Annotated in this window: 6 protein-coding genes; 3 read left to right on the forward strand and 3 right to left on the reverse strand. The window is 63.9% G+C overall.

From position 1 onward, the window contains the following. Positions 1 to 75: 75 nt before the first annotated feature. A complete protein-coding gene (locus PFU01S_RS09640; RefSeq protein WP_033737094.1) occupies positions 76 to 6,417 on the reverse strand; it encodes a non-ribosomal peptide synthetase in 6,342 nt (2,113 codons plus the stop codon). 412 nt (positions 6,418 to 6,829) lie between these two features. Here PFU01S_RS09640 and PFU01S_RS09645 point away from each other — a divergent pair, with 412 nt between their 5' ends. Both PFU01S_RS09645 and PFU01S_RS09650 read left to right on the forward strand, forming a co-directional pair. Further along, complete coding sequence (locus tag PFU01S_RS09645; protein WP_042139415.1) at positions 6,830 to 7,612, forward strand: helix-turn-helix transcriptional regulator; 783 nt, start codon at positions 6,830 to 6,832, stop codon at positions 7,610 to 7,612. A gap of 135 nt (positions 7,613 to 7,747) precedes the next feature. Next, positions 7,748 to 9,883 carry a TonB-dependent siderophore receptor gene (locus PFU01S_RS09650; protein WP_028687799.1) on the forward strand — a complete coding sequence of 712 codons (2,136 nt, stop codon included), beginning with the start codon at positions 7,748 to 7,750 and terminating at the stop codon, positions 9,881 to 9,883. Positions 9,884 to 9,934: 51 nt separating this feature from the next. Here PFU01S_RS09650 and PFU01S_RS09655 read toward each other — a convergent pair whose 3' ends face one another. Together PFU01S_RS09655 and ptrR are read right to left on the reverse strand one after the other, a co-directional pair. After that, entirely contained in the window at positions 9,935 to 10,456 is a 522-nt protein-coding gene (locus PFU01S_RS09655; protein WP_027916324.1) for an acyloxyacyl hydrolase, read from the reverse strand. 366 nt (positions 10,457 to 10,822) lie between these two features. Further along, positions 10,823 to 11,692 (reverse strand): putrescine utilization regulator PtrR, encoded by an 870-nt coding sequence (gene ptrR, locus PFU01S_RS09660; RefSeq protein WP_023535440.1) that lies wholly within the window; start codon positions 11,690 to 11,692, stop codon positions 10,823 to 10,825. A 106-nt stretch (positions 11,693 to 11,798) separates the two neighbouring features. On the opposite strand from ptrR, the gene PFU01S_RS09665 reads away from it, so the two are divergent. Further along, the gene (locus PFU01S_RS09665) at positions 11,799 to 13,184 is read left to right on the forward strand and encodes an aldehyde dehydrogenase family protein (RefSeq protein WP_028687798.1); all 1,386 of its coding nucleotides are present in this window, start codon (positions 11,799 to 11,801) and stop codon (positions 13,182 to 13,184) included. The last annotated feature ends 145 nt before the right edge of the window (positions 13,185 to 13,329 follow it).

Consider the following 13,329-nt stretch of genomic DNA (forward strand, 5'->3'; position numbering starts at 1 on the left):
ACCGGCCGGTCTGACATGGGAAGTGGGGACAACCGCGCAAACGATTGCCGGGGCCGGCGGGCCCCGGGCTTGGCCTCAAAGGCGCCTGCGTTTGCCCAGGCTTGGGATGGTGGTAGGCGGGATGACGGCCTGTTCAGGCTGGGCCTGGCTGCTGGCGGCGAGCCCCGAGAGGGTGGGCTGGGTGAACAGCGCCCTGGCATCGACGTGCAGCCCGGCCTGGCGCAGGCGCGCCACCAGGCTCACGGCCAGCAATGAATGCCCGCCCAGCTCGAAGAAGTTGTCGTCACGGCCCACCTGCTCGATCTTGAGCAACTCGGCCCAGATGGCCGCCATGGCCGCTTCCAGCTCGCCTTCGGGTGCACGGTAGGCGCGGCTGATGACCGCATCGGCGCCGGGCGCGGGCAAGGCGCGCCGATCCAGCTTGCCGTTGGCGCTCAAGGGCAACTGCGCCAGGCGCACGAAGGCCTGGGGCACCATGTACTCCGGCATGCAGGCCAGCAGGTGACCGCGCAGCGCCTCGAGGGCCGGCGCAGGCTGACCGTCGCACAGCGTGAAGTAGGCCACAAGGCGCTCTTCGCGCATCAACACCACCGCCTGCGCAACGGCCGGGTGGGCGGTGAGCGAGGCCTCGATCTCTCCAAGTTCCACGCGCAGGCCGCGCAGCTTGACCTGGAAGTCGTTGCGGCCCATGAATTCGAGGTTGCCGTCTTCTCGATAGCGCACCAGATCGCCTGTGCGGTAGACCCGGTCGCCGTCGACGAAGGGGCTGGCGATGAAGCGTTCGGCCTGAAGCTCAGGCAAGCCCAGATAGCCGCGCGCCACGCCTACTCCACCGATGTGCAACTGGCCTACGCCGCCCAGCGGTACCGGGCGGTCGTGTTCATCGAGTACATACACGCGGGTGTTGGGGATCGGACGGCCGATCGGCGGTGTCTGCACCGGCAGTGGCGTATGGGCCGGCAACGACCAGGCGGTACTGTCGACAGTGGCCTCGGTGGGGCCATACACGTTATGCACGCACACCCAGGGCAAGCGCTCGCGAAGGCTTTGCAGCAACGCGGGGGTAAGATCGCCGCCTCCGCAGAAAATGTCGGTGAGCCGGGTGCACCCCTGCACCCCTGGCTGATCGAGGAACTGCTGCAACAGCGCCGGGACGAACTTGACGATGCTGACCTGCTGCGCCTTGATCAGCTCCACCAGGTAGCCAGGGTCGCGGTGCCCACCGGGGCGAGCCAGGACCAGGCGCACCCCCGCCGTCAACGGCCAGAACAACTCCCAGACCGAACCGTCGAAGGTGCACGGGGCGCGTTGCAGCAAGGCGTCACCGGCACGTGGTGCCCGGATCAGCGAGCCCCAGTGCATCAGGTTGCACAGGCCGCGATGCTCGATCATCACGCCCTTGGGCGTGCCGGTCGAACCTGAGGTGTACATCACGTAAGCCAAGTGCTGCGGGCCAAGGCCAGGCACCTGAGGGTCGGTGCAAGGACGCTCGGTCAGATCACAGCGGTCCAGGTTCAGGGTGGGCTGTTGCAACGGCGCGAAGAGCCCTGCCGTGGCCCCGTGCACCAGCACCGTGACCGGGTTGCAGTCCTGCAACTTGAAGCGCAGCCGCTCTTGCGGGTATTCAGGGTCCAGCGGCACGTAGGCACCACCTGCCTTGAGCACCCCGAGCAAGGCGATCATCAGGCTGACACCTCGCTCGATGCACACCGCCACTCGGCTGTCAGGTGTCACGCCCAGGCCGATCAGGTAGTGCGCCAGGCGGTTGGCCTGTTCGTTGAGCGTCTGGTAGTCCAGGCTCTGGCCGTCGGCCTGCAGGGCGATGGCGCAGGGGGTACGTTGCACCTGGGCCTCGAACAGCGTCGGCAGTGTCTGGTGAACAGGGCTGGTGGGGTCTTCGGTGGCGTTGAAGCCTTCGAGCATCAACGCAAGCTCCCGTGCAGGCACCGGGCATAGCTGCTGGAGCATGCCGGATGTCGGGTCCGATAGTGCCTGGCCGATCTGTTCGAGCGCCGTGCCCAGGTAGTCCAGCATGCGCTGCGCCCCCAGCGCACGCGGGGCACGCACAGACAGTTGCAGGCGATCTCCCGGGTCATCCACCGTCAATACCAGGCCATGGCTCGTCACTTCACTGGCTTCGACCAGCGCGACACCCGGCATGACCTCGCCCAACGGCAGCGCACCCTGACGGTAGTTCACCAGGCTGTCGAACAGTGCGCTGCCGGCCGGCAGACCGCTGCATTGCTGGGCCAGGATCAGCGGCGCATCTTCATGGGCCAGTAGCGCCGCCAGGCGAGCATGGGTATCCACCAACGCCTGCGCTGGGGTGCAGTCATTGAGGTTGATGCGCAGCGGCAAGCTGTTGATGAACATCCCCAGCGCCCGGTCGGCGCCAGGGCCGGCCATGCTGCGCCCCAGCAATACCGTGCCCACCACGACTTGGTCGCGCCCACTCAGGCTAGCCAGTGCATGGGCCCATGCCAGGTGCAGCAGGCTCGCAAGGCTGGCGCCATGCGCCCTTGCCAGGGCGCGCAGGCTGGCGACCGTGGCGGCGGGCAGGTTACGGCTGGCGTTCTCGAGGTCGGCCGGATCGAGCGCCACTGCGCCCCAGCCCGACAGCGGCTGCTGCGGCGCCAACCCCGCCAGTTGCTCGGTGAAAAATGCCCGGTGGGCGGCCTGGCGCTCGGCGCGGTTAGTGAGCGCCACGTAATCCCGATACGGCACTGGCGCTGGCAATTGCGCACCCCGCCCCGCCATACAGGCCTCCAGCTCGCCCAGTAGCACCTGCAAGGACACCGCGTCATTGACCAGATGGTGAAAACGCAGCAAGGCCAGCCAACGGCCCTGTTCAGGTGCATCCATGCACACCAGTGCCAGCATCGGCGCCTTGTCCAGGCTGAGCGGGCGCCGGCCGGGATGGTAGTGGTCACGCCATTGACCTTCAGGCCCCTGCCAGCGTTCGACCGGCAGGCGGGCATGGCGCCAGACCACCTGGTGCGGCGTCTCCAGCCCTTCCCAGGCCAGGCTGGTGCGCAGGATGTCGTGGCGCTGCATCACATGCTGCAACGCTACGGCGAAGTCGCGCACCTGTTGCTCGGTGGCGAACGAGAACAAGGCCTGTTGCTGGTACGGGTCGACCGTGTCCGTCAGGTGGTGGTACAGCAGCCCCTGCTGCAAGGGCGCCAAGGGGTAGATTTCCTGCACGTTGGCCGCGCCACCCGGCACCCTCGCTACGATGCGGTCGAGCGCTGCCTGACTGAGCGTGGCCAGGGGCAGCATGCCCGGCTCGATGCGCTGGCACTGCAACGGGATGCACGGCGGTGGGGTGTGCACGCACTCGGTGGCCCTGGCGCTGGCGGCGACCGCTGCCAGGGTCGATTGCCCGAACAGCACCTGCACATCGACCTGCAGGCCTTGTTGGCGCATGGCCTCGATCAGTTGGACAGCCAGCAGCGAATGCCCGCCCAGCTCGAAGAAATGGTCGTGCCGGCCGATGCGCTCGATGTGCAGCAACTGGGCCCAGAGCGCGGCCAGGCGTTGCTCCATCTCCCCTTCTGGCGGCTCATGCTCGTGCCGCACCATGGCCGTGTCATCCGCTGGGGGCAGCGCGCGTCGGTCGAGCTTGCCATTGGCGGTCAAGGGCCAGTGGGCGACCTGCATGTAGGCGACCGGCAACAGGGCGACTGGCAGGCTATCGCGCAGGTGATCGTGCAGGGCCCGGGGCGTGACCGGATCGGTCGCCGTGAACCAGGCATGCAACTGACCCTCGCGGAGCATGACCACGCCTTCGTTCACCGCCGGGTGACGGCTCAAGGCGGCTTCGATCTCCGCAAGCTCCACCCGCATACCGCGGATCTTCACTTGGTCGTCGTTGCGGCCCAGGTACTCAAGCGTGCCGTCGGACAGCCAGCGCACCCAGTCACCGGTCCGGTAAAGCCGGGCGCCAGGCGCGCTACTGAACGGGTCTTGAACGAAGCGCTCGGCGCTCAGTTGCGGCTGGTTGAAGTAGCCCCTGGCCACCCCTTGGCCACCGATATACAGCTCACCGGCAGCGCCGGGCGGCAGCAACTGGCCCTGCCCGTCCAGCACATACACCTGGGTGTTGGCGACCGGAACGCCGATGTGCAATGGCCCACCCGGCTGCACCTGCCCCGACGTGGCCACTACCGTGGCTTCGGTCGGGCCATAGTTGTTGATCACCTTGCACGTCAGCTCCCGGCCCAGTCGTCGCAGGCGGTCACCGCCCACCAGCAGGGTTTCCAACGTTGGATGGGGCATCCCCTGGGCGAAGGCGAGCTCCGCAATCGGCGTGGGCAAGAAGCTGACGTGAAGCGTTTGGGCCCGCCACCAGGCGAGCAACGCGTGTACATCCTCGGCCCCTTCGCGTACCGGTGCCAGGTGCAAGGTGGCGCCACTGCACAGCGCCGGCCAGATCTCCCAGGCCATGGCATCGAAACCAAAGCCCGCCACGCTGGACTGATGGCGGCCTGGGCCAAGCGCGAATTGGGTGCAGTGCCAGTCCACCAGGTTGGCCAGCATGCGTTGCTCGACCATCACTCCCTTGGGTTGGCCGGTGGAGCCAGAGGTATAGATGATGTAGACCAAATCCGTACGCGTTTGCGGTGCGAACGAGAAGGTGGCTGCGGGCTCGGTCGGCCACGACGGGTCGTCCAGTTCGATCTGTGGCCTGCCGTGCCTGGGCAGGCGCGGTGCGAAGCGCGAAAGGGTCAGGACCACGTGCGGAGCGCTGTCCTGCAGCAGGTAGGCGATGCGCTCTGCCGGATGGGCCGGATCGACCGGCACGTAAGCACCGCCTGCCTTGAGTACCGCCAGCAGGCCAACCAGGGTGTCCAGCCCTCGCTGGGCGACCACTGCCACGCGCCGTTCAGGGCCTACCCCGAGACTTGCGAGGTGCTGGGCCAAGGCGCTTGCGCGGTGATCGAGCTCGTCGTAACTCAAGGTTTGGTCGCCGAAACAGGCTGCCAGGGCTCCCGGCTGCGTGCGGGCTTGCAGCTCGATGCGTTGCTGAATCAGGCAGGGCGCCGTGTGCGCCGCTGACATGGCCGTCATGTTCCATGCCCTGAGGCGTTGGTGCTCGGGTGCGGTCAGCATGTCGAAGGCCGATACCAGGGCCTGGGGTTGGGCCAGGCCCTGCTCCAGCACATGCAGCAGTCGTGCGCCGAGGGCTTTGGCCTGTTCGTCGCTGAACCAGGCGCGGCTGTGCACCAAGTGCAGGCGCGCGGTGCCTGCGTGGGTGTTGCAGCGCAAATGGATGCTCAAGGGTGAGGGTTCATGGCCATTGCAGATCATGACCGTCGCACCGGCCACGTCGCCGATTTGCAGCGCGTTGCTGTCTTCTTCGAAGGACACCAGCAGCTCGAACAACTGCGTGCGCCCCTCCTGCTGCGCGGCGACGTCGCGTTTGAGCGCGCTCAACGGGTAGCGCTGATGACGAAAATCCTGCTTGAGCGTAGCGACGATGGCTTGAATCAGGTCCGCGAAGGACAGGTTCCTGCCAAAGTCCATGCGCAGTGGGCTGACCTGGGTGAACAATCCCAGGGTTGCCTTGAACTGTGCGTTGGCGCGGTTGCGTACCGGCAAGCCGACCATCCATTGATCGCGCTGCCAAGTGCGGCAGACACAGACGTGCAGTGCCCCCAGCAACACCGGCAACGGCGACACGCCCAGGGTGTCGGCCAGCGCCCGCAGCTTGCGCATCAAGCCAGGCGTAACCGCCAGATCGAGCGCATGGCTCGGTGAATCCTCCGGCGACAAAGCCGGTTGGGTAGGCCGCAGCAGGGGGTCGGGCAGTTGGGCAAGCCTGGTCAGCCAGTACTCACGGTCACGCTGATAACGCGCCGAGGCCAGGTAGCGCGCATCCTCTTCGATAAAGGCGCAGTACGAGGGCGCGCTGCCGGGCAGCGCCTGTTGATGTTCGAGCGTGAGGTAGAGGTCGGCCAGTTGCTTGAACCACTGGTCAACGCCCCACCCATCGAGCACCAGATGGTGGGCGCGCAAGGCCAGCAAGTGCTCGCGGGGGCCCATCCTGATCAGCCTGGCCTCCCAAAGCGGCCCTTGCTCCAGTGCAATGGGCATGCGCATCCAGGCATCGAGAAGGTTCAGGGCTGCATCGGTCGGGTGGGCGTCAGCTTGAAGGTCGTCCCACATCAAGGTCACGGGCAGCTGGGGGGCGAAACGCTGCCGCGCCGAGCCACCCTCCTGTACCCACACGGTACGCAAGGCATCGTGGAGGCTGGCCAGGTGATGCAGTGCCAGCGTCAGCCTGGTCCTGTCCACCTGCCCCTCCAGCGCGACATAGGCGCCAATGTTGTACAGCGGGGATGTGCCTTGGCTGAGTTGCTCCAGCCAGATATCCCGCTGGGCAACGGTGAGGTCGAAAAGGTCGGCGGCAGGCATGATCGGTCAGGTCCTTCTGAGGGGTCAGCGTGCGATTCAAACACCGGGCGCCTGCCCTGTATGGCCCATTAAACCCGGACACCCTCGCAAGCAACGTGGGCTGCTGAAATCCTTGTAGGAGATTACCTACACGGGGCTGGCGACGATGGCTCACGGCATATTGTATTGGCTTCGCTTATCCCTGCGGAGCCACCCTTCTGACGCCAATTTGCTGGCATTTGGCCCTTTTTCCAGCGTTCCCCACGCATCCGATGATCTGCGCCTACCACCTTTTGCTGGCATGTTCTGTCCCTGAATCCCGCTACAGACGTCTTCCAGTCAGCGGGCTTGAATACGCCCATACACCCTGCCCGATTGCAATGTGATTGCGCGGGCAGACGCAGTTACAGCAGGCCCTCAGGAACCCATCGACATGATGTTGAACGCTCGCTCCGACTACCGACCGGACCCTCATCTCTATCTGCAGCTGGGTGAATTGATCGCGCAGACCGGCGGCGCCTGTTTCGCCGAGCAGATGCTTCGCCTGGTACAGGATCAAGTCAGCATCGACGGGTTGGAAATCAGTGAATGGACCCTCGATGCACCGCAGTTGACGGACAGCCGGGTCGAAGTGCTCGGCCGCGCCGGTGTGCATGCAAGGCAGGTGGGCTCACGCTTGCCTCATCCCCTGCTGCAATCGATCGAGCAGATGCACGACCCATTGCTCATCGAGTTCAAGGCGCCCGAAGGCAGCAATCCGCGTAATCTGCGCCCGGCCCATCAATGCCACCTGGTGTCCTGCAGCGGTACCAAACGGTGGGTGATCAGTGCCTACCGCTTGCCCTGCGAGCGACGCTTTTCGCTGGCAGAGCTGTCGCAGCTCAAGAGCCTCTCCAGTACGCTGCTGCCGCTCGTCGAACATCACGGTCAATTGCTCGATCATGACGGCGCCGAAGTGATTGGCCAGGCGCTGGATGACGCAGAGGTCGGCAGACTGCAACAGACGTTCGGCAGACGTCTGATGCAGGCTTCAGTCAAGCTCTCGGTGCGCGAACAAGAGGTGTGCGTGGGCCTGCTGAGCGGCTGCACGGTCCCTGAGCTCGCCCGGCGGTTGAATGTGAAGAACAGCTCGGTGGAAACCTATCTCAAACGCGCTGCTGCCAAGTTAGGCGTAAGCGGCCGTAATGGCCTGACCAAATGGATGACAGGCGGGTAGCGACCTGCGCCTACCCCTCTGCGCAAACAGAGCACAGGTGTAAACCGAAATAGATGCATTTGATAATGATTCGTAGTATTTTCCCGGCGCGGTTACACCTCCAACTCTAGCGCCCTACTCAGGATCGTACTGTCGATGCGTCGCACGTTCGTCTCGCTTTGTGTACTTCATGCCGTTTCCCCCCTGGCGTTTGCCGATCCGGCCTCCCCGCCCGACGCCGCGCAAATCGAACTTCAAGCCTTGAGCATTACCGGCAGTGCCGATGCCGAACGGGCCGACGGCCCGGTCCAGGGGTACAAGGCCAGCCGCTCGGCCAGTGCCACGCGCACTGACACGGCACTGCACGAGACGCCTCAGTCCGTCAGCGTGGTACCCAAGGATGTCCTCCAGGATACCGGCGCCACCCGTCTGCAGGACGGGCTCGATTATGCCGGCGGCGTCGGCCGCGCCAACAACTTCGGCGGCCAAGGCCTTACCACTTTCACGGTGCGCGGCTTCACCACCGGCGAGTTCTACCGCAACGGGTTCCCGATCAACCGGGGGTACCCCAATGCGCCAGACGCCAATACGGTCGAGCGCCTGGAAGTCATCCGTGGCCCGGCCAGCAGCCTGTATGGCCGTGGCGATCCGGGTGGCACCTTCAACGTGGTCAGCAAGCAACCCCTGTCGGACCCGAGCGTGACACTGGGCAGTCAGTTCGACGACCAAGGCATGCACCGCGCCACCCTCGATGCCACCGGGCCGCTAAACGAGGACGGCTCTGTGGCCTACCGGCTCAATGTGCTGGGCGAAGGCGGCGACAGTTTCCGTGACGATGTGCAGGGCGAGCGCTACGACGTGGCCCCAGTACTGAGCTGGCAGGTCAACGACAGCACCAAGGTGGTGTTCGAAGGCGACTTCATGCGCAACAACCACCCCCTTGATCGCGGCCTGACCCGCTACGCTACCCAACCGCGCAGCGCCTCGCGGGACACCTACATCTGGGAAAAGGGCAGTGACAACCTGCTGCACAACGACAACAACATGGCCCAGATACGCTTCGAGCACCTGCTCAACGAAGACTGGACGCTGGCCGGCGGGTTCCAGTTCCTCGATGGCAGCCTGCAGGGCAATGCCGTGGAAGCCAACAAGGCCCCGGTGGATGGTCGCACCCTGGAGCGCAACTTCAACTGGCGCAAGCTGCAGTGGACCGACCGGGACTGGCAGCTGAACCTGACAGGGCACTTCGATACAGGCGCGTTCAGCCATACCTTGCTGACCGGCGTCGAATACGAGAACTACGATTACAACTCCATCATCCAGCGCTCCTCGGCGCGCGATGGCACCTACCCCATCGATATCTATCACCCGCTACTGGGCCAGCCTCGCCCTGCCCTGACCCGCACGACCACCTGGGACAAGGAAAACCTGCAAACCTGGGCGTTCTTCATTCAGGACCAAGTGGCCCTGACCGAGCGCCTCAAGGCGCTGGCCGGGGTACGCCTGGAGCGCTTCGAGCATGACTACGACGACAAGATGCCGACCAACCGCGACTTCAGCAAAGGCGAAAATGGCGTGACGCCGCGCTTTGGCCTGATCTACGACCTGACCGATACCCTGGCGGTGTACGCCAACACCGCGCGCTCGTTCAAGCCCAACACCGGCACGCCCGCCAGCGGAGGCGGCTTCGATCCGGAAAAGGGCAAGTCTTATGAGCTGGGGTTGAAGTGGGCGTCGCTCGATGGCCAGCTGAGCGCGGATGCTGCGGTCTATCACATCGTCAAGGAAAACGTCCTGGCCAACGACCCCAGCGACCCTACCAACACCTTCAAGGTGGCTGCAGGTGAGGTGCGCAGCCGCGGGCTTGATATCAACGTGGCAGGCAACCTGACCCCCGAATGGCGCGTCATCGGTGGCTATTCCTATGTCGATGCCCAAGTCACCAAGGACACCAGCCTGCCCAGCGGTACGCGCCTTGCCAATATCCCGCGCAACACCTTCAGCCTGCTGAACACCTACGAGTTCCAGGACGGTTTGGCCAAGGGGCTCGGGTTGGGCGTTGGGGTGAAATACGTGGATGACCGTGCCGGCCAGACCGCAACCAGCACCTACACCATGGAGCGCTACAGCGTGGTGGACCTGCTGAGCTTCTATAAGGTCAGCGAGCACGTACGCCTGAACCTGGACGTGAAGAACCTGTTCAATAAGGGCTATGACGAAGGCTCGTTCAACACCTACGCCTATCCGGGCGCGCCTCGTACGGTGCAGGCCGGGGTGGCCTACACCTTCTGACAGGCACTCGACCGGCTCGGCGGCCAGGCAGCCGCCGAGCCGGGCTGGTCATCAGAAGCCTTTGCTGTAGAACAGCGAGTACGACTCGATGCCATCGTTAGGCTGGCGGATGCCCGCGTTGGAGTAATGGATGGCGCGGATTCCGACCTTCTGCTCCGACGGCAACTTCAGGCCCAGGCCGATGCGGTCTTCGAAGTTGAAGGACGAGCCCATGCGCTGGTCGCCGACCCGGGTCTTGGAAAATGCCGCGATACCGATGCCTGCTTCGATGTAGGGGGTGTAGGTGAAGCCGCTGAATTCATAGGTGAACACCGGGCTGAAGGACAGCGAGTGGGCACCGCTGGCGTCACCGCCCTCCCAATAGGTGTAGCCCGCGTCCCAGTAGCCGGTCAGGTGGCCGACACTGGTCTCGAACCACTGCTTGTCCCAGTCGAAGGACAAGCCTGCACGGTAGGTCATGTCGCCTTGGCTGGTGACACCGACGGCGCCGGTAACCTGGGCAGCCTGGGCCAGGTTCGCCCCGGCGAAGGCCAGCACGGCGGCAGCCAACGAAGCAGCGATACGGGATTTCATCTATGACATCTCCTGATGGTAAGTGCGACAACTGGAGGCATGGACCCTGTGTCAGTTGGTTGCGTCAGCTTGCTGAACGCTGACCGAACGGCGCAGGGTTTAACCTCTCGAAATTTTTGGTAACCGAATCTCGTGTTTCGGTCACACGATGTAATAATTGCCGGATTATGGTCAGTTGTATAGGAACTTGGAAGTAGATTGCTATCACTTCCCGTGATCCTTTTAGCCGTTTACTGCTTGGGTTAGGCAGATAAGCGTGCTAGACCGCTTGATATATCCAAGGCTCTAGCGTGACAGTCTGATGCATCGAGCCCGGCGACCGATGCCTAGACCGAACGCCCTCAGCATCGTTCAAATCTTTTCAAATCAGGATGATGAGATGCTTTCTTCAAGTAGATTCACGAACGTCGAAAGGCTGCGCGAGACCGTCCCACGGCGCCAGACCAGCCAGGTCTTCAGGTAACGGAAGTCTTCAGACATCGGCCAGGCACTGACCGTGCTGCACCCTGGCATGTTCTCCAGCATGGTGCGCGGCATCATGGCCAAGCCCGCACCGGCACTGACGCACGCCAGCATGCCGTGGTAGGACTCCATTTCGTGAATCTTGCGTGGGACGGCCTGATCGTTGACGAACCAGTTTTCAAAATGGTGCCGGTAGGAGCAGTTGGCGCGAAACGCGTAGATATTCTCGCCGTTGACGTCTTGCGCCCGGTTCACAGGCGCATGGTTGAGGGGCGCGATGATGACCATCTCTTCTTCGAAAACCGGCATGCCCTCCAAGGTAGGGTGCAAGACCGGCCCGTCGATGAACGCGGCCACCAGCCGACCCGACAGAACGCCCTCGAGCATGGTCCCGGAGGGGCCCGTGGACAGGTCCAGGTCCACTTTGGGATAGCGCTGGTTGTAGGCTGCCAATACAGCCGGGATGCGCACCGCCGCAGTGCTCTCCAGGGAGCCCAGAGCGAACGTGCCCTGTGGGTCCTCCCCTGCCACGGTGCTACGCGCTTCCTGAACCAGGTCGAGGATGCGCCGGGTGTACTCCAGGAAGTTCCAGCCGGCCGGGGACAAGCGCAGGCGGCTTTTCTCACGTATGAACAGGTCCACGCCCAGGTCCTCTTCCAGTTGCTTGATGCGCGTGGTCAGGTTGGAGGGCACCCGGTGGATATGCTGCGCGGCTGCACTGATGCTGCCTTGCTCGGCGACTGCCTTGAACATCTCAAGTTGTATCAGGTCCACGGCTTTCTCCAAACGTGAATGAGTGACTCATTATTATTCAGTTTTCATTAAAGCCCTAGCCCATTAGTCTGAGCCCACTGCATAACTACAGCGAGAGTGCTCCGCCATGAATGCGATCAGCAGCCAGACCCACGCCATCTCACTCGACCCGTTCACCGGCGAACAGATCGGCGCTTACCCGTTCGACACCGATGCCGCGCTCGAGGCGGCGCTAACGCGGGCCAAGAGCGGCTATGGCCAGTGGAGCCGGCTGTCGGCCGATCAGCGCAGCGAGCACCTCCTGGCCCTGGCCACTGTCCTGGAGGCGCAGGCAGAGACCTTTGCTCAGATGATCAGCCGCGAAATCGGCAAGCCGATTACGCAGGCACGGGGTGAAGTCAGCAAGTGCGTAGGCCTATGCCGCTGGTACGCCGAGCACGGCCCCGCGATGCTCGCGCCTGAAGCGACCCAGGTTGAAAAAGCCCGTATCGAGTACCGCCCGTTGGGCCCGATCCTGGCTGTGATGCCCTGGAACTTCCCCATCTGGCAGGTGCTGCGCGGCGCGGTACCTGCGATTCTGGCGGGCAATACGTACGTGCTCAAGCATGCCCCCAACGTGATGGGCAGCGCCTACCTGCTGGATAAGCTGTTCAAGGATGCGGGCGTACCAGAGGGTGTGTTTGAGGTGCTCAACGTAACACCGGAGGGTGTGACACGCGCCATCAACGACCCGCGCATTGCGGCGGTGACCTTGACCGGCAGCGTGCGCGCCGGCATGGCGATCGGTGCCCAGGCCGGTGCTGCGCTGAAGAAGTGCGTCCTGGAGCTGGGCGGTTCGGACCCTTTCATTGTGCTGGCCGATGCCGATCTGGATGCGGCGGTGCAGGCGGCAGTGATCGGGCGTTATCAGAATACCGGGCAGGTGTGCGCGGCCGCCAAGCGCTTTATCGTCGAACAGAGTATCGCCGAAGCCTTCACACGCAAATTCGTGGAAGCCACGCAGGCCTTGAAAGTGGGCAACCCGCTTGAAGATGCGACCTATATTGGCCCCATGGCCCGCTACGATTTGCGTGACGAGCTCGATGGCCAGGTGCAGGCCAGCCTTGCCGAAGGGGCTACTTTGTTGCTCGGTGGCCACAAAGTCGAAGGTGTGGCCAACGTCTATGCACCCACCGTGCTGGGTGATGTGACGCCTCAGATGACAGCCTTCAGGCAGGAATTGTTCGGCCCGGTTGCGGCGATCACGACCGCGCGGGATGCCGACCATGCCGTGGCATTGGCCAACGACAGCGAGTTTGGCCTGGCTTCGACCATCTACACAGCCGACTATGCCTTGGCCGAACGGATGACGTCGGCGCTGGAGACCGGTGCGGTATTCATCAATGGCTACTGCGCCTCCGACCCCCGTGTCGCCTTCGGCGGTGTGAAGAAAAGCGGGTTCGGGCGTGAACTGTCGCACTTTGGCGTGCGGGAGTTCACCAATGTGCAGACCGTGTGGTTGGATCGCAACTAAGGCGCTGTCTGGCATGAGAGCCGGGTTGTGGTCATGGCGTTTTAGCTTCGCGTGTTACATCGCGCGAAGCCGCTGCGCGCCCCCCCGATCTAGAGTCAAAGCTGAATGCGGGGGCCTGGCGCTGCAGCACCTTTCAGGCAGGGGC

Source organism: Pseudomonas fulva NBRC 16637 = DSM 17717 (assembly GCF_000730565.1).
Classification (GTDB): domain Bacteria; phylum Pseudomonadota; class Gammaproteobacteria; order Pseudomonadales; family Pseudomonadaceae; genus Aquipseudomonas; species Aquipseudomonas fulva.